At 65.4% G+C, this 15680-nt stretch carries 15 protein-coding genes and 1 tRNA gene; 11 read left to right on the top strand and 5 right to left on the bottom strand.

The features are described from left to right. The first annotated feature begins 10 nt into the window (after positions 1–10). The gene (locus K6T56_08580) at positions 11–391 is read left to right on the top strand and encodes an aspartate 1-decarboxylase (GenBank protein MCL6556399.1); all 381 of its coding nucleotides are present in this window, start codon (positions 11–13) and stop codon (positions 389–391) included. A 137-nt stretch (positions 392–528) separates the two neighbouring features. Here K6T56_08580 and K6T56_08575 read toward each other — a convergent pair. Next, positions 529–615 (bottom strand) — tRNA-Leu (locus K6T56_08575). Positions 616–774: 159 nt separating this feature from the next. Here K6T56_08575 and queA point away from each other — a divergent pair. The 6 genes from queA (at position 775) to K6T56_08545 (ending at position 6896) form a co-directional block, all read left to right on the top strand. Further along, a complete protein-coding gene (gene queA, locus K6T56_08570) occupies positions 775–1806 on the top strand; it encodes a tRNA preQ1(34) S-adenosylmethionine ribosyltransferase-isomerase QueA (GenBank protein MCL6556398.1) in 1032 nt (343 codons plus the stop codon). Then, on the top strand, positions 1803–2912 hold the full coding sequence (gene tgt, locus K6T56_08565; protein MCL6556397.1) for a tRNA guanosine(34) transglycosylase Tgt: 1110 nt from the start codon (positions 1803–1805) through the stop codon (positions 2910–2912). The genes queA and tgt overlap by 4 nt, the downstream gene beginning before the upstream one ends. Positions 2913–2992: 80 nt before the next feature. After that, on the top strand, positions 2993–3316 hold the full coding sequence (gene yajC, locus K6T56_08560) for a preprotein translocase subunit YajC (GenBank protein ID MCL6556396.1): 324 nt from the start codon (positions 2993–2995) through the stop codon (positions 3314–3316). Between the two features lie 28 nt (positions 3317–3344). After that, a complete protein-coding gene (secD, locus tag K6T56_08555) occupies positions 3345–5162 on the top strand; it encodes a protein translocase subunit SecD (protein MCL6556395.1) in 1818 nt (605 codons plus the stop codon). Positions 5163–5183: 21 nt separating this feature from the next. Next, entirely contained in the window at positions 5184–6116 is a 933-nt protein-coding gene (secF, locus tag K6T56_08550; GenBank protein ID MCL6556394.1) for a protein translocase subunit SecF, read from the top strand. A 132-nt stretch (positions 6117–6248) separates the two neighbouring features. Continuing rightward, entirely contained in the window at positions 6249–6896 is a 648-nt protein-coding gene (locus K6T56_08545) for a DedA family protein (protein MCL6556393.1), read from the top strand. Positions 6897–7096: 200 nt separating this feature from the next. On the opposite strand, the gene tal is transcribed toward K6T56_08545, so the two are convergent. Then, positions 7097–8206 (bottom strand): transaldolase, encoded by a 1110-nt coding sequence (gene tal / locus K6T56_08540; protein ID MCL6556392.1) that lies wholly within the window; start codon positions 8204–8206, stop codon positions 7097–7099. A gap of 88 nt (positions 8207–8294) precedes the next feature. Between tal and K6T56_08535 the strand changes: the two genes are divergently transcribed. Continuing rightward, on the top strand, positions 8295–9119 hold the full coding sequence (locus K6T56_08535; GenBank protein ID MCL6556391.1) for a DUF3025 domain-containing protein: 825 nt from the start codon (positions 8295–8297) through the stop codon (positions 9117–9119). A gap of 280 nt (positions 9120–9399) precedes the next feature. Here the strand turns inward: K6T56_08535 and K6T56_08530 are convergent, their stop codons facing one another. The 3 genes from K6T56_08530 to queG are packed head-to-tail and all read right to left on the bottom strand — an operon-like array spanning position 9400 to position 12130. Continuing rightward, complete coding sequence (locus K6T56_08530) at positions 9400–10233, bottom strand: M48 family metallopeptidase (GenBank protein ID MCL6556390.1); 834 nt, start codon at positions 10231–10233, stop codon at positions 9400–9402. Next, the gene (gene murI, locus K6T56_08525) at positions 10227–11033 is read right to left on the bottom strand and encodes a glutamate racemase (GenBank protein MCL6556389.1); all 807 of its coding nucleotides are present in this window, start codon (positions 11031–11033) and stop codon (positions 10227–10229) included. The genes K6T56_08530 and murI overlap by 7 nt, the downstream gene beginning before the upstream one ends. A gap of 14 nt (positions 11034–11047) precedes the next feature. After that, on the bottom strand, positions 11048–12130 hold the full coding sequence (gene queG, locus K6T56_08520; GenBank protein MCL6556388.1) for a tRNA epoxyqueuosine(34) reductase QueG: 1083 nt from the start codon (positions 12128–12130) through the stop codon (positions 11048–11050). 30 nt (positions 12131–12160) lie between these two features. On the opposite strand from queG, the gene tsaE reads away from it, so the two are divergent. Genes tsaE through mutL form a run of 3 tightly spaced genes read left to right on the top strand, consistent with a single transcriptional unit; the run spans position 12161 to position 15674 of the window. Next, the gene (tsaE, locus tag K6T56_08515; protein ID MCL6556387.1) at positions 12161–12640 is read left to right on the top strand and encodes a tRNA (adenosine(37)-N6)-threonylcarbamoyltransferase complex ATPase subunit type 1 TsaE; all 480 of its coding nucleotides are present in this window, start codon (positions 12161–12163) and stop codon (positions 12638–12640) included. Then, entirely contained in the window at positions 12601–13902 is a 1302-nt protein-coding gene (locus tag K6T56_08510; protein ID MCL6556386.1) for an N-acetylmuramoyl-L-alanine amidase, read from the top strand. The genes tsaE and K6T56_08510 overlap by 40 nt, the downstream gene beginning before the upstream one ends. After that, the gene (gene mutL / locus K6T56_08505) at positions 13902–15674 is read left to right on the top strand and encodes a DNA mismatch repair endonuclease MutL (protein ID MCL6556385.1); all 1773 of its coding nucleotides are present in this window, start codon (positions 13902–13904) and stop codon (positions 15672–15674) included. The genes K6T56_08510 and mutL overlap by 1 nt, the downstream gene beginning before the upstream one ends. Positions 15675–15680 lie beyond the last annotated feature (6 nt).

The raw sequence follows: 15680 nt of genomic DNA, 5'->3' as shown, positions 1-15680 counted from the left end.
GGGGGCGATCATGCAAAGGACCATGCTGAAATCGAAGCTGCACCGCGTGCGGGTGACGCATGCCGAGCTGCACTACGAGGGTTCCTGCGCCATCGACGAGGCCCTGCTGGAAGCCGCGGACATCCGCGAATACCAACAGATCGAAATCTACAACGTCACCAATGGTGAGCGTTTCACTACCTATGCCATCCGTGCCGAGCGGGACTCCGGCATCATCTCGGTGAACGGCGCCGCCGCCCACAAGGCAAAACCCGGCGACATCATCATCATCGCCGCCTATGCCCTCTACAACGAGCTGGAGCTTTTGAAATACGCCCCGCAGCTCATCTACGTGGACGAACACAACCGCATCATCGACCGGCGCGACCGCATCCCTGTGCAGATGGCGTAAGCGCCACCCTTGCGGGAAGACCTCCCGATCTTGTAGATCTTTGCGCGCCAACCGTGGCGCTGCCTCCCAATGTGCGGCGGGGTACGGGATAAAACGCTGCAATGGGGGCGGCCGGGACCAGGGAGCGCGGTGTGAACTGGTGCCGGGAGAGGGACTCGAACCCTCATGGTATCGCTACCGGCGGATTTTGAGTCCGCTGCGTCTACCGATTCCGCCATCCCGGCCGGGTGGCATGCGCGCCGGAGAGAAGAGCTGGGGAAGCGTTTCCCTTGCCTTTGCGCCCGCAGGCGATGGAGGCGCAGATTATCCGGGGAAAGGGGGGCTGGGGCAAGCCGCATGGCGTCCTCCGCTATAATGCCCGCTCCTTGTCGCCGCGGCCTTCCATGCACATTTCCGAATTCGATTTTTTTCTGCCCGCCGAGCTCATCGCCCAGTATCCCGCCGAGCGGCGGCGCGCCAGCCGCCTGCTCCACATCGACGGGGGCACGGGACAGTTTGCCGACCGCGCCTTCGCCGATCTGCCCTCCCTGATGCGGGCGGGTGATGTGCTCGTCTTCAACGACACGCGGGTGATCAAGGCGCGGGTGATGGCGACCAAGGAAACAGGCGGACGCGTGGAGGTGTTGATCGAGCGGGTGCTCGATGATCACCACGCGCTTGCCCTGATGCGGGCAAGCCACGCGCCCAGGCCCGGCAGCCTGCTGCGGGTCGGGGAGGACAGCGCCCTCCTGGTGGAGGAACGGCAGGGGGAGTTTTACCGCGTGCACCTGGAGGCGGCGGCACCCTTTCTCGACTGGCTGGAAAAACACGGCAGCCTGCCATTGCCGCCCTACATCCAGCGGCCGCCGGCAGACCTCGACGAAGAACGCTACCAGACCGTCTATGGGCGCCGTCCCGGTGCGGTGGCAGCACCCACGGCGGGGCTGCATTTCGATGAAGCGATGCTGGATGAGCTCAAGTCCCGCGGGGTGAAGCTTGCCCGCCTCACCCTGCACGTGGGGGCGGGAACCTTCCAGCCGGTGCGGGTGGAGGACGTGCGGCAACACACCATGCACAGCGAATGGTACGAGGTGCCGGAGGAGACGGTGGCGGCCATCACCGCGGCGCGCGCCGCCGGCGGGCGGGTGCTCGCCGTGGGTACCACCAGCCTGCGCGCGCTGGAGGCGGCGGCCAGCGGGGGGACCTTCATCGCCGGGCGGGGGGAAACCAATCTCTTCATCCTCCCGGGTTTCCGTTTCCAGGTGGTGGACCGGCTGCTCACCAATTTCCATCTGCCCCGCTCCACGCTTTTCATGCTGGTCTGTGCCTTCGGCGGCACGCAGATCCTGAAACGGGCCTATGCCCACGCGGTGGAGGCCCGCTACCGCTTCTTCAGCTATGGCGATGCCACCTTGATCGAGCGGGCGCCGCAATGAAGTTCGAGGTGCTGGCAGAGGAAGGGCGCGCGCGCCGGGGCCGGCTGACCCTGGCACACGGTGTGGTGGACACGCCCGCCTTCATGCCCGTGGGCACTTACGGCACAGTGAAGGCCATGCGGCCGGATGCGCTGCGGGAGGTGGGGGCGCAGATTGTATTGGGCAACACCTTCCATCTCTACCTGCGTCCCGGCCTCGAGGTGATTGCCGCCCACGGCGGCCTGCACCGTTTCATGGGCTGGGACGGGCCCATCCTCACCGATTCCGGCGGCTTTCAGGTCTTCAGTTTGAGTGCCCTGCGCAAGCTCACGGAAGAGGGGGTGCATTTCCGCTCGCCGGTGAATGGGGAGGCCTGTTTCCTATCGCCGGAGGAATCGATGCGCATCCAGCGCGTGCTGGGTGCGGACATCGTGATGATCTTCGATGAGTGCACCCCTTATCCGGCGGATCACGCCACCGCTGCCGCTTCCATGCGTCTGTCCCTGCGCTGGGCGGCGCGCTCCAGGCGCGCCCATGGCGACAATCCCAATGCCCTCTTCGGCATCGTACAGGGGGGCATGTACGAGGATCTGCGCGCGGAATCCCTGGCGGGTCTGCTGGAAATCGGCTTCGACGGTTATGCCATCGGTGGTCTGTCTGTGGGGGAACCCAAGGAGGACATGGCCCGCATCCTGGACTTCCTCGCCCCGCGGCTGCCCGCCGACAAGCCGCGTTACCTCATGGGGGTGGGCACGCCGGAGGACATTGTCGAGGCCGTGCTCAAAGGGGTGGACATGTTCGACTGCGTGCTGCCCACCCGCAATGCGCGCAACGGCATGTTGTTCACCCGCTTTGGCGACATCAAGATCCGCAACAGCGTGCACCGCATGGACACCCGGCCCCTGGACGAGGAGTGCGAATGCTATACTTGCCGCCATTTCAGCCGCGCCTATCTCCACCATCTGGACAAGACCAACGAAATCCTCGGCGCCATGCTCAATACCCATCACAACCTCCACTTCTACCAGACCCTCATGGGGGAGCTGCGCGAGGCCATCGCCGCGGGCCGCCTTGAGCAATACGTGGCGGCCTTCCGCGCCCGTCGGGCGGCGGGGGCTTCGTGCTAGAATGCGCGCTTTATCAAACCCGAGGTGTCCCGATTGCGTGACGCGCACGGGACGGCCAACCCAGTTTTCCGGAGACTGCCGTGATCATCGCGCCTGCCTACGCCGCACCTGCTGCCCAGCAGCCAGACCCGTTCATGAGTCTGCTGCCCTTCATCGTCATCTTTGTGCTCTTCTGGTTCATGCTCATCCGGCCGCAGATGAAACGCGCCAAGGAACAGAAAAAAATGCTCGACGCCCTGCAGAAAGGCGACGAGGTGGTGACCGCGGGCGGCCTGCTGGGCAAGGTGACCAAGGTGGGCGACCAATATGTCTCCCTGGAGATCGCCGACGGAGTGGTGGTGCAGGTGCAAAAACCCACCATCCAGGCGGTGCTGCCCAAGGGCACGCTGAAGAGCGCCGCCTGATGGGTTTGTCCCTCCTTCACCGCGCGCCATGAACCGCTACCCGGTCTGGAAATATGTGCTCGTCGCCGTCATCCTGGTGGTGGGCGTGCTCTACACCCTGCCCAATTTCTATGGAGAATCGCCGGCGGTGCAGGTCTCCGTGGCCAACCCCGTGCTCAAGGTGGATGCCACCACCCTCGGCCAGGTGGAGACGGTGCTTAAGACCGCCGGCCTCCCCTTTGAGGCGGCCCAGCTCGACGTCAACACCGTCAAGGTGCGCTTCGCCGACACCGAGACCCAGCTCAAGGCGAAGACGGTCCTCGAGGAGAAGCTGGGTCCCGATTACGTGGTGGCGCTGAACCTGCTTTCCCGCTCACCGGCCTGGCTTGCCGCGATCCACGCCCAACCCATGTACCTCGGCCTGGATTTGCGCGGTGGCGTGCACTTCCTGCTGCAGATGGACATGAAGACCGCCCTCGACCGGGTCATCGACCGTTATGCTTCGGATGTGCGCAGTCTGCTGCGGGAAAACCGGGTGCAGTATCTCGGCGTGAGCCGTCAGGGGCAGGCGGTGGAGGTGAAATTTTCCACCGCCGCGGAAAGGGCGAAAGCCCGGGAGCTCATTGCCGGCAAGGTGGACGATCTGCTCCTGCGGGAGGAGGAGCGGGCGGGCGAGCCCTATCTCGTGGCCACCCTGAAGCCCGAGGCCCTCAAACGGCGGCAGGAGCTCAACCTCAAGCAGAACCTCACCACCCTGCGCAACCGGGTCAACGAGCTGGGGGTCGCCGAGCCCATCATCCAGCAGCAGGGTGAGGATCGCATCGTCGTCCAGTTGCCCGGCGTGCAGGATACGGCGCGGGCCAAGCAGATCCTCGGGCGCACCGCGACCCTGGAGCTGCGCATGGCGGATTTCACCGATGCGGAGATTGCCGCCGCCCTCGCCGGCCAGATCCCCCTGGGCGCGGAGCTTCTGCGGGAACGCAACGGCCAGCCGGTGCTGGTGCGCAAAAACGTGGTGCTCACCGGCGAGTACATCACCGATGCCAGCGCCGGCTTCGACGAGCATGGCCGGCCGGCGGTGCACATGACCCTCGACGGGCGGGGGGCGCGCATCTTCCAGCACCTCACCCGCGAGAACGTGGGCAAGCGCATGGCCATCCTGCTCATCGAAAAAGGACAGGCGGAAGTGGTCACCGCCCCCGTCATCCAGACGGAAATTCCGGGCGGCCGGGTGCAGATCACGGGCATGCGCAGCACCCAGGAGGCGAACGACATCGCGCTGCTGCTGCGTGCCGGGGCGCTGGCCGCACCCATGGAGATCATCGAGGAGCGCACGGTGGGGCCGAGCCTCGGTGCCGACAACATCCGCCGCGGCTTCTATTCCACCCTGGTCGGCTTCGTCGCCATCGTCGTTTTCATGATCTTCTACTACCAGGTCTTCGGCGCCATCGCCAGCTTCGCCCTGGCGGTCAACGTCATGCTCCTCGTCGCCCTGCTTTCCATGCTGCAGGCCACCCTCACCCTGCCCGGCATTGCCGGCATCGCCCTGACGGTGGGCATGGCCATTGATGCCAACGTGCTCATCTTCGAGCGCATCCGTGAGGAGCTGCGCAACGGCGTGAGCCCCCAGGCCGCCATCAACGCCGGCTACGACCGCGCCTGGGACACCATTTTCGATTCCAACATCACCACCCTCATCGCCGGCTTCTTCCTTTTCTGGCTGGGGTCAGGGCCGGTGCGCGGCTTTGCCGTGACCCTCTGCCTGGGGATCCTCACCTCCATGTTCAGCGCGGTGACGGTGTCGCGGGCGGTGGTCAACCTCACCTACGGCCGCATGAAGCGCATCGCGAAACTTGCCATCGGCTAAGGCACAGGCGGAAAGGCAGTCATGGAATTCTTCCGGATCCAGCGCGACATCCCCTTCATGAAATATGCGAAGGTGACCTCCTTCGTCTCCCTGGCCACCTTCCTGCTTGCCGTCTTTTTCCTCGTCTGGAAGGGGCTCAACCTTGGCGTGGATTTCACCGGTGGCACCGTGCTCGAGGTGCGTTATGCGGCGCCGGCGGAGCTGCAGAAAATCCGCGCCCAGCTTGCCGCACACGGTTATGGCGAAGCGAGTGTGCAGAACTTCGGCACCGCGCGCGATGTGCTGGTGCGGCTGCCGGTGAAGCCCGGGCTGACCACGGCGCAGGTTTCCGAAGCGGTCATGCAGGTGCTGCGTGCGCAAAGTCCCGACGTCACCCTGCAGCGGGTGGAATTCGTCGGCCCGCAGGTGGGGCAGGAGCTGCTCTACGACGGCTCGCTGGCGTTGCTGCTGGTCTCCATCGGCATCGTCATCTACCTGTGGGTACGCTTCGAGTGGCAGTTCGCCATCGCCGCCATTGCCGCCACCCTGCACGACGTGGTGATCATCATCGGCATGTTCGCCGCCTTCCAATGGGAATTCTCCCTCACCGTGCTGGCGGCGGTGCTGGCCATCCTTGGCTATTCCGTGAACGACACCGTGGTGGTGTTCGACCGCATCCGGGAAAACTTCCGCAAGATGCGCAAGGGCACGCTGGCCGAAATCATCGACAACGCCATCACGGCAACCCTGTCGCGCACCATCATGACCCATGTCACCACGCAGATGATGGTGTTCTCCGTGCTCTTCCTGGGGGGCGAAATCCTCTTCTACTTCGCGCTGGCGCTGACCATCGGCATCGTCGTCGGCACCTATTCCTCCATTTTGGTGGCCAGCCCCATCGTCCTCTGGCTCGGTATCTCCCGCGAAGCCTTCATCAAGCCGGAGAAGAAGCAGGAAGCGGAGTTGCTCCCCTAGACGGGACGTTTCGAGGCGTAGCTTCACCAGGGCTTTGGCAGGGGACGCGGGGCCAGGGCTTTGTCTTTCCGTCTGCCCTAGGGGTGCGCCGGGGCAGGATTGGCACCCAAATTCGATCAGGCTGGCAACACCGTGGAACTCATCACCCAGTTCATCGACATCTTGCTGCATCTGGACCAGCATCTGGTCTGGCTGCTGGAGAACTACGGCAGCTGGTTCTACCTGGTGCTGTTTCTCATCATCTTTTGCGAAACAGGCCTGGTGGTGACCCCTTTTCTGCCCGGTGATTCGCTGCTCTTCGTCGCTGGCGCCCTGGCGGTGGCCAATGGCATCGACGTAGTGACACTCGTGGTGGTGCTCATGGCGGCCGCGTTTCTGGGCGACAACACGAATTACTGGATCGGGCGCTTCCTGGGACCGCGGGTGTTTCGTGGCGGGGCGCGCTGGCTCAACCGCGCCCACCTGGAAAAAACCGAAGCCTTCTACCGGCGCCACGGCGGCAAGACCATTCTCCTTGCCCGCTTCTTCCCTATCCTGCGCACCTTCGCCCCCTTCGTCGCCGGCATCGGCCGCATGTCCTATGGGCGCTTCGTCGCCTTCAGCGCCGCCGGCGCCATCCTCTGGATCAATTCCCTGGTGTGGGCGGGTTTCTTTTTCGGCAACGTCCCCGTCATCAAAGACCACCTCACCCTGGTCATCCTGGGCATCGTCGCGGTGTCCCTCATGCCGGGCTTTTTCCATTTCCTGCGCGGCCGCGCCCGCGGCCGGGCGGGCGCGTAGAAGGCCCCAGCGAGATCGCCATTGGGGTTTTGCCCATCATTGCTGGAGAACAGGGCTGCCCGGAGCTTCAGCGCCTCCCCCGGGATTGCCTTGCCGTCTGCATCGCCGAAAGAGGGGTGAGCCGCCGTTCGCGGGGGAGGAAGTTGGAAGGGACGCGGCGGCGCTTTTGCAGAAAGCCTTCCCGGTGCCGCCGGTGTTTTTCAGCGCAGCAACGCGATCAACTGGTCGAAGGCATCCTGGAAGAGTTTGACGCCCTGGACCTGCAGTTCGCTGCCCACATCCCGCATGTTGATGCCCAGCCGTTCCAGCGTGAGGTAGTCGTTGAGGGCCTGTTCGGCGTTTTCCTCCAGAGTGGGCCCGGCGCGGCCGTGGTCTCGGAAGGCGGCAAGGGTGGCATCCGGCAGGGTGTTGATGGTTTCCGGCCCGATCAGGGGTTCCACGTAGAGCACATCGCTGTAGGCCGGGTTTTTGGTGCCCGTGCTGGCCCACAGAGGATACTGGGGACGGGCACCGGCTGCTTTCAGCGGCGCGAATTCCGGTCCGTGGAAGAGTTCCTTGTAGCGGCCGTAGGCCACCTTGGCCATGGCGACGGCAGACTTGCCCCGCAGGGCGAGGGCTTCCGGTGTGTTGAGGGCTTCGAGCCGCTTGTCCACATAGGTGTCCACCCGCGACAGGAAGATGCTCGCCACGGATTTGACACGGCGCGGGTCACCCCCGGCTTCGATCCAGCGGGCGATGCCCCGCACATAGGCGCGCATGACCTCCATGTGCTGCAGCAGGGAAAAGATCAGGGTGACGTTGACGCTGATCCCGCGGGCGGTGAGGGCCTCGAAGGCAAGCACCCCCTGGGGTGTGGCCGGTACCTTGATGAGGACATTGGGCCGGTCCACCTGGGCGTGGAGGCGTTCGGCGGCGGCGACCGTTCCCGTCTCGTCATAGGCGAGGGCGGGCGAGACCTCGAGACTCACGTAGCCGTCATCGCCACCCCTTTGCTCCCACACTGGGCGCAGGAGGTCGCAGGCTTCCCGCACATCCGGAATGGCTAGGGCCTCGAAGCGTTCCTCCGGGCTCAAGCCGCTTTGCTTGAGGCGCGCGATGTCGTCGCGGTAATAGGGACTGTCGCTGATGGCTTTCTGGAAAATGGCGGGGTTGGAGGTGACGCCGGTCACCCCATCCGCCTCGATGTATCGCGCAAGGCCCCCTTCCCGCAGCAGGGTGCGGGAAAGGTTGTCAAGCCAGATGCTCTGGCCATAGCGGCGGATTGCGAGCAGGCCATGGGTTGCGGCGGGGAAGACGGCATCGCGCTGCATAAGACCTCCCGTGGGTGGGTTGCCTGGCCTCAAAAAATCGGCCGCAGGACGAAGTTCTTTATAGGGCCGCGGGATACAATTCTCAACCATGGCGCCAGTATGGAATCCAGCCCTGCTTCGGGGGCCGCTGTTTGCCTCACTCCATCCCCTGCTTGAGGGAATCCACTGGCCGGCGGGGCGCTGGCCTGACCACGCCGATTACCAGGCGCTTCTGACAAGCCTTGCCGTGCCGCCGGTGAGTGGCCTGGGGGATTTGCTGCGGGTGGTACCGCCCCTGCCGCCGGCGCCAGGCTGGCAGCAAAGCTACGAAGGCCGTCTCGGCCATGAGGGGTTGTTGCAGACCCGCGGCGCCAACTGGCACGACCTTTTCAACCTGCTGGTCTGGGCGGCTTTCCCCCGCAGCAAGGCGGCCCTCAACCGCAGGCACTGTCTGGCGCAACGGCAAAGGGCTGAGGCCGGAATCAAAGGACGCTCGCCGGTGGAGGATGCCCTCACCCAATTCGACGAAAGCGGGGTGGTCGTGGTCTGCGCCGATGAGACGCTGTTGGCCATGATGCGGGCTTTCCGCTGGAAGGCCCTCTTTGTGACCCACCGCAGCCGGGTGGTCACCCACATGGCCTGCTACCTTTTCGGCCACGGCCTTTTGGAAAAGGCCCTCGCCCCCTATGTGGGCATGACCGGCAAAGGCATCCTGGTTCCGGTGGCGCCGGATTTCTTCGGCTGGGAACCGGCCGCGCAGCTTTCATGGCTCGATGGGGGGGTGGCGCAGGCGGTGGCGTGTTTGGCGCGGCCGGCCGATCTGCAGCCGGTGCCGGTCCTCGGCTTCCCGGGCATGACGCCCGACAACGAGCGGCCCGGATATTACGACGATGTGAGCTATTTCCGCCCCGGGCGTCGGCGCCCTCCGGGTTGACGGTAGACGGCAGGGGATTGACCCTCTGCGGCAGGATTTTGCGCTGGCTTCCCCGGACAGTCTCGACCGGGATCGCGCAAGGCGCCCGCCACGGCGGCAGTTTTGCTTTTCCCTTCAGGGCCCTGCGCCCATGACAGCCCTGTCACCCGGCTCAGCATGCCTTCGGCATGGGCTTTGCATCGACAGGGAGTGGCAGTGCGGGACATTGCACCTGCCAGCGGGAAGCACTCTCCTTGATCCGGGAGCCTGACCGGACGGTGGTCGCATCGTCCGGTTTTTTTTATCCACCTCTCCTGGCCCTGTGTTGCGCCTCTTCATAGAGGGGCAGGACACGGGGCAGGTGCGCCTCGATGTCCTGGAGGCGGGAAGCGGGATTGGGGTGGGTGCTGAGAAATTCCGGCGGCTGCCCGCCCCCCTGGGCCATCATTTTCTTCCACACACTGATGGCGGCACGGGGATCGTAGCCCGCGCGAGCGGTGAGTTCAAGGCCGATGCGATCCGCTTCCGTTTCCTTTTCCCGCGAATTGGGGAGCCCAATGGCGAGGGTGGCCGCCTTGTCCATCAAGTCCTGACCGACATTGTTCAGCTTCAGGGCCGCGGCCAACACCGCTACTCCCAACTGCTGCGCCAGCACCTGGGACATGGCCTCGCGGCTGTGTTCCCGCAGCGCATGGGCGATTTCATGGCCCATGACGGCAGCCAGCTCATCGTCGGTGAGATTGAGGCGCTCGATGAGACCACTGTAAACGGCGATCTTGCCGCCGGCGGCGCAGTAGGCGTTGAGCTCGTCGCTTTTGAGCACATTGACCTCCCATTTCCAGTTCACCGCGTCCGGCCGGAACACCCCCACCTGCGCAATGAGATCATGGGCGATGCGGCGCACTCGGGCGGTTTGCGCCGGGTCCGGGTTGAGGGCGTTTTTCGCTGCGTATTTTTGTTTCTCCCGGGCATAGAAGGCGGCGGCGCTGCGCTCGGCATCCTGGCGGGAGATGAGGAGCAATTGGCTGCGTTCCACCCCCACGGCACCGGGCTGGGTGGTGCTGGCACAGCCAACAAGGCCAAGCAGACAGACGAAGCCGATGAGTAATACACGCATGGCAGAGCTTCTCACCATTTCACCACGTGGACAGGGGACAGACTGCGGCCGAGGAAACGTTCGCCGATGGTCTGGAAACGCAGCGGCACGTCGGTGACGTAATACTCGTAACGGGGCGCCTGGGTTTCCGGATTGGCGAGGTTGCGTTCCTTGAGCAGGAGCGCCGTGCGCTCCGCCATGGCCTGGGCGGAATCGATGAGGGTCACCCCCGGTCCGGCCACTTCCTGCAGCAGCGGTTTGAGCAAAGGATAGTGGGTGCAGCCCAGCACCAGGGTGTCGATGTCCTCGCTCAACACCGGCTTCAGATATTCCTGCGCCGCAAGCCGTGTGACGGGGTGGTCGAGCCAGCCTTCCTCCACCAGGGGCACGAAGAGGGCACAGGCCTGGGAATAGAGGCGCACGTCCGGATGATGGCGGTGGATGGCCAGGGCATAGGCATTGCTGTTGATGGTGGTGGGCGTGCCGATGATGCCGATGCGGCCGTTGCGGGTGGTGCGGGCGGCGGCGAGCGCGCCGGCGTCGATCACATCCAGTACCGGCACCGGTGCCAGGTCCCGGACCACACCCGAGGCCACCGCCGCCATGGTGTTGCAGGCGATGATGAGCAGCTTTACCCGTTTTTCCAGCAGGAATTCCGCGATCTGGGTGGTGTAGTGGGCGATGGTCTCCACCGATTTCACACCGTAGGGCACACGGGCGGTGTCGCCGAAATAGACGATGTGCTCGAAGGGCAGGCGCTCCATCAGGGCCCGCACGACGGTGAGACCGCCGACGCCGGAATCGAAGACGCCGATGGGGGAACGCGGATCGGGATGCATGGGAGAGGACAGAATTATAGCCCGTGGCGGGAAAGCGCCCAGGCCACGTGTTCCCGCACCAGGGCCGAGGGGTGATCCCGGCGCGCGTCAAGGGCGGCGATCACCGCCGGCGAAGTGGGCGCATTGCCCAAAGCCACGGCGATGTTGCGCAGCCAGCGCTCATGGCCGATGCGGCGAATGGCACTGCCGGCAAGGCGCATCTCGAATTCCGCTTCACTCCAGGCGAAAAGTTCGGTGAGGGCCCCGTCATCGAGGTCATGGCGCACCTGGAAATCGGCCACCGCGGATTGGCGGGCGAAGCGGTTCCAGGGACAGAAAAGCTGGCAGTCGTCACAGCCATAGATGCGGTTGCCCATCAGCGGGCGCAGGGGCAGGGGAATGCTGCCCTTGTGTTCGATGGTGAGATAGGAAATACAGCGGCGCGCATCCACCACATAGGGCGAGACGATGGCGCCAGTGGGACAGACGTCCATGCACGCCTGACAGGTGCCGCAGTGATCCGGAAGGGGCGCATCCACCGGCAGCGGCAGGTCGGTGTAGATTTCGCCGAGAAAAAACCAGGAACCGCCTTCGCGGGACAAAAGCAGGCTGTGTTTACCCCGCCAGCCGAGGCCCGCCTTGCGCGCAAGCTCCACCTCCATCACCGGGGCACTGTCCGTGAAGACCCGGTAACGGAAGGGCCCCACGTGGGCGGCGATGCGGCGCGCGAGGTGTTCCAGGCGCTGGCGCAGGACCTTGTGGTAGTCCCGGCCCAGGGCATAGCGGGAAACATAGGCGCGCTCGGGGTTGGCCAGAACCGCCCGGGCATCCCTCGCCTTTGGCAGATAGTCCATGCGCACGCTGATCACCCGCAGCGTGCCCGGCACCAGCTCCTGCGGGCGCGCCCGTTTGAGGCCGTGCCTTGCCATATAATCCATGTCACCAAAGAACCCCGCGGCAAGCCAGGCGGCGAGTCTCGGTTCCGCGGCGGAAAGGTCGGTGTCGGCGATCCCCACTGCGGAGAAACCCAATTCCCCGGCCCAGGCGCGGATGTGCGTCACCAGCGCGCGAAGTTCTTCCGGCCCCAGGCCGGCGGCAGGAGATAAAGTCCCTTCCATGGTCCCTCATCATAAAACCCCCTTCGACCCATGACGCGGGAAATCATTCGCCCCCTGCCGGACGAGGCGGCCACCCTGGCCCTGGGGGCGGCGCTGGCGCAGGGGTTTGCTCCGGGGCTGGTGGTGTACCTGTCGGGAGACCTCGGGGCGGGCAAGACTACCCTGGTGCGGGGCGCGTTGAGGGGGCTTGGCTACACCGGCCGGGTGAAAAGTCCCACCTACACCTTGGTTGAACTTTATCCTTTTTCTAAGTTATCCTTGTATCACTTTGATTTCTATCGTTTCACCGATCCGCGGGAATGGCTCGATGCAGGTTTCCGGGAAGCCTTCGGCGGTGAGGCGGTGTGCCTGGTGGAGTGGCCGGAAAAGGCCGGGGCGTGGCTGCCCCCGCCGGATCTCCACATCCACCTCGCGGTAACCGGCACGGGGCGCACGGCGCGGTTGGTGGCGCATACGCAAGCGGGGGAAGCATGTCTGGACCAGCTGGAGGGCGGAAAGCAGGATGGCTAGCGTGCCTGGCTGCGCTTTGCCTCTCGGCCCTTGGGGGGAATGCCCTTGCCGCCACCCCCATCGTTTCCGCCCGTATCTGGCCGGCGGCGGAATACACCCGCATCACCCTGGAATCGGCCGCGCCCCTCAAATATACCCACTTCACCGTTCCCGACCCGGAACGGCTGGTGCTGGATCTGGAGGATGTGGCGCTGGATGGGACCCTCAAGGGCCTGGCCTCCCGCCTTGGCGCCGATGACCCCTATGTGAAGGCCATCCGCATCGGCCGCTTCAAGCCGGGCGTGGTGCGGGTGGTGTTCGACCTAAAGGTGGCCGCCCGGCCGGCCGTCTTCCCCCTCAAACCGGTGGGGGGGTATGGCCACCGGCTGGTGGTGGATGTCTATCCCCGGGAGCCGGTGGACCCGCTGCTTGCCCTGCTGGAGACGGCCACCCCCGGCGAGGCGGCCGCGGGGATGGAGCGCGCGCCGGCCCCGCCGCGCCAGGGCGAAGCCCCGGCACGGCATGAGGCGCGGAAGAAGGCGGCCGGCCGCAACGACATGGGCCAGCTTCTCCTCATCGCCATCGATGCCGGTCACGGCGGTGAGGATCCGGGCGCGCGCGGTGCCGCGGGCACCCTGGAAAAGGACGTGACCCTGGCCATCGCCCGCCGGGTGAAGGCGCGCATCGATGAGGACCCCAACATGCGCGGGGTGCTCATCCGCGATGGCGATTATTTCATTCCCCTGGGTCAGCGGGTGACCAAGGCGCGCCGCGTGCAGGCCGACCTTTTCGTTTCCATTCACGCCGATGCCTGGATCAATCCCGAAGCGCGGGGTTCCTCCGTCTTCGCCCTCTCCGAGCACGGCGCCACCAGTGCCGCGGCCCGCTGGCTTGCCAAGCGGGAAAACGAGGCGGACCTGATCGGCGGCGTGAATCTGGATGTCAAGGACACCTATCTCAAACGCACCCTGCTCGATCTGTCGCAGACCGCCACCATCAACGAAAGCCTCAAGCTGGGCAAGGACGTGCTGCAGGAGCTGGGCGGCATCAACCGCCTGCACAAGGCGGAGGTGGAGCAGGCGGGCTTCGCCGTGCTCAAGGCGCCGGACATTCCCTCCATCCTCGTCGAGACCGCCTTCATCACCAATCCCCACGAGGAAGCCCGCCTTGCCGACGAGGACTATCAGGAGCGCCTGGCCGCCGCCATCGTCTCCGGCATCAAGCGTTATTTCGCCCGCAACCCACCCCTGGCGCGCAGCAAGCTGGCAGCAAACGAGCGATAATGTCGGCTTTGGCGCCAGCCGACATGCCCGTCATCCATCTTCTGCCTGAGCTCCTCATCAACCAGATCGCCGCCGGCGAGGTGGTGGAGCGTCCCGCCTCCGCCCTCAAGGAACTGCTGGAAAACAGCATCGATGCCGGTGCGGGCAGCATCGAGGTGCGCCTTGCCCAGGGAGGCGTCAAGGAAATCCAGGTGACCGATGACGGTGTGGGCATGGGCGTGGAGGACCTGCCGCTGGCCCTGGCGCGTCATGCCACCAGCAAGATTGCCACCCTCGCCGATCTGGAAGGGGTGAGAAGCCTGGGATTCCGCGGCGAAGCGTTGGCCTCCATTGCCGCCGTGTCGCGGCTGTCCGTGGCCAGCCGGCGGGGGGAGGACCGCCACGGCTGGCTCATGGAAGCGGCAGGGGAGTGGCGTTCGGCGCCACGTCCCGAGGCCATTGCGCCGGGGACGGTGGTGCGGGTGCGTGATCTCTATTTCAACACGCCGGCGCGGCGCAAGTTCCTGCGCAGCGAGGCCACGGAATACGGCCATTGCGAGGAGATGTTCCGCCGCGCCGCCCTTTCCCGCCCCGACATCGCCTTCACCCTGCACCACAACGGCCGCGCCCAGTTCTACCTGCGTGCCGGCAGTCGCGAGGCGCGCATCACGGCGCTGGCGGGCGAGGACTTCGCCCGCGCCAGTGTTCCCATTGAGGCGAGCGCGGGCGAGCTGAAACTGGAAGGGCTGGCAGCACTGCCGGCTTACGCCCGCAGCAGCCGGGATTGGCAGTATGTTTTCGTCAACGGCCGCTTCGTGCGGGACAAACTCCTCGCCCATGCCATTCGCGAGGCCTACCGGGACATCCTGCACCTGGAGCGTCACCCGGCCTATGTATTGTTCCTGCAGTTGCCGGCGGAGGCGGTGGATGTCAACGTCCATCCCATGAAGATCGAGGTCCGCTTCCGCGACGCCCGCGCTGTGCATCAGTTCGTCTTCCATGCCCTAGAGCGGGCACTGTCGCTTCCCGCCGGCAGGGGCATGGCCCCCGTTGCCGAAAGCCGGAACAGGGAGCCCCAGCCGCGGCCCGCCGTGACGTTTGCGCAGCAGGCAAACCTCAGACTTGCCGCCGCCGAGCCTTTGGCTTTCTACGACGCCTTGTTCCACACTGCGCAACCGGCCGAGGCCGCCACCTCTTCCGAGGCGGAGATTCCGCCCCTGGGCTATGCCCTCGCCCAGTTGCACGGCATCTATATCCTCGCGCAAAACGCCCAGGGGCTAGTGGTGGTGGACATGCACGCGGCCCACGAGCGCATCGTTTACGAAAAGCTCAAAGAGGCCCTGGACCGGCGGCAGGTGGCAAGCCAGCCCCTGCTGGTGCCGGTGGCCCTGGAGGCTTCCGCCCTCGAGGTCGCCACCGTAGAGGAGCACAGGGCGCTCCTTGCGGAGCTGGGGTTCGACATGGCCGTGTTGTCGCCCACCTCGGTGGCGGTGCGGGCCGTCCCTGCGGCGCTCCTTGATGCCGAACCGGTAGCCCTCGCCCGCGACGTGTTGCGCGACATCCGCGAACTGGGCGCATCCCGCGTGCTCACCGAACGGCGCAACGAGCTCCTCGCCACGCTGGCCTGCCATGGGGCGGTGCGTGCCCATCGCCGCCTGTCGGTGACGGAAATGAACGCGCTGCTGCGGGAGATGGAAGCCACCGAGCGCTCCGGCCAGTGCAACCACGGCCGACCCACCTGGTTCCAGATTTCCCTTGCGGAGCTCGACAAGCGCTTTCTGCGGGGGGCTTGAAGCGGG

The sequence above is a fragment of the Burkholderiales bacterium genome (genome assembly GCA_023511995.1).
Classification (GTDB): domain Bacteria; phylum Pseudomonadota; class Gammaproteobacteria; order Burkholderiales; family Thiobacteraceae; genus Thiobacter.
The sequence above is the reverse complement of the archived record's forward strand: the minus strand, read 5'-3'. Positions and strand labels throughout refer to the sequence as shown.

Bases quoted from the DNA above. Each gene is read 5' to 3' on its own strand.
- K6T56_08580 (MCL6556399.1), top strand. From the start codon at position 11: ATGCAAAGGACCATGCTGAAATCGAAGCTGCACCGCGTGCGGGTGACG.
- queA (MCL6556398.1), top strand. From the start codon at position 775: ATGCACATTTCCGAATTCGATTTTTTTCTGCCCGCCGAGCTCATCGCC.
- tgt (MCL6556397.1), top strand. From the start codon at position 1,803: ATGAAGTTCGAGGTGCTGGCAGAGGAAGGGCGCGCGCGCCGGGGCCGG.
- secD (MCL6556395.1), top strand. From the start codon at position 3,345: ATGAACCGCTACCCGGTCTGGAAATATGTGCTCGTCGCCGTCATCCTG.
- secF (MCL6556394.1), top strand. From the start codon at position 5,184: ATGGAATTCTTCCGGATCCAGCGCGACATCCCCTTCATGAAATATGCG.
- tal (MCL6556392.1), bottom strand. From the start codon at position 8,206: ATGCAGCGCGATGCCGTCTTCCCCGCCGCAACCCATGGCCTGCTCGCA.
- K6T56_08535 (MCL6556391.1), top strand. From the start codon at position 8,295: ATGGCGCCAGTATGGAATCCAGCCCTGCTTCGGGGGCCGCTGTTTGCC.
- K6T56_08530 (MCL6556390.1), bottom strand. From the start codon at position 10,233: ATGGTGAGAAGCTCTGCCATGCGTGTATTACTCATCGGCTTCGTCTGT.
- murI (MCL6556389.1), bottom strand. From the start codon at position 11,033: ATGCATCCCGATCCGCGTTCCCCCATCGGCGTCTTCGATTCCGGCGTC.
- queG (MCL6556388.1), bottom strand. From the start codon at position 12,130: ATGGAAGGGACTTTATCTCCTGCCGCCGGCCTGGGGCCGGAAGAACTT.
- tsaE (MCL6556387.1), top strand. From the start codon at position 12,161: ATGACGCGGGAAATCATTCGCCCCCTGCCGGACGAGGCGGCCACCCTG.
- K6T56_08510 (MCL6556386.1), top strand. From the start codon at position 12,601: ATGTCTGGACCAGCTGGAGGGCGGAAAGCAGGATGGCTAGCGTGCCTG.
- mutL (MCL6556385.1), top strand. From the start codon at position 13,902: ATGTCGGCTTTGGCGCCAGCCGACATGCCCGTCATCCATCTTCTGCCT.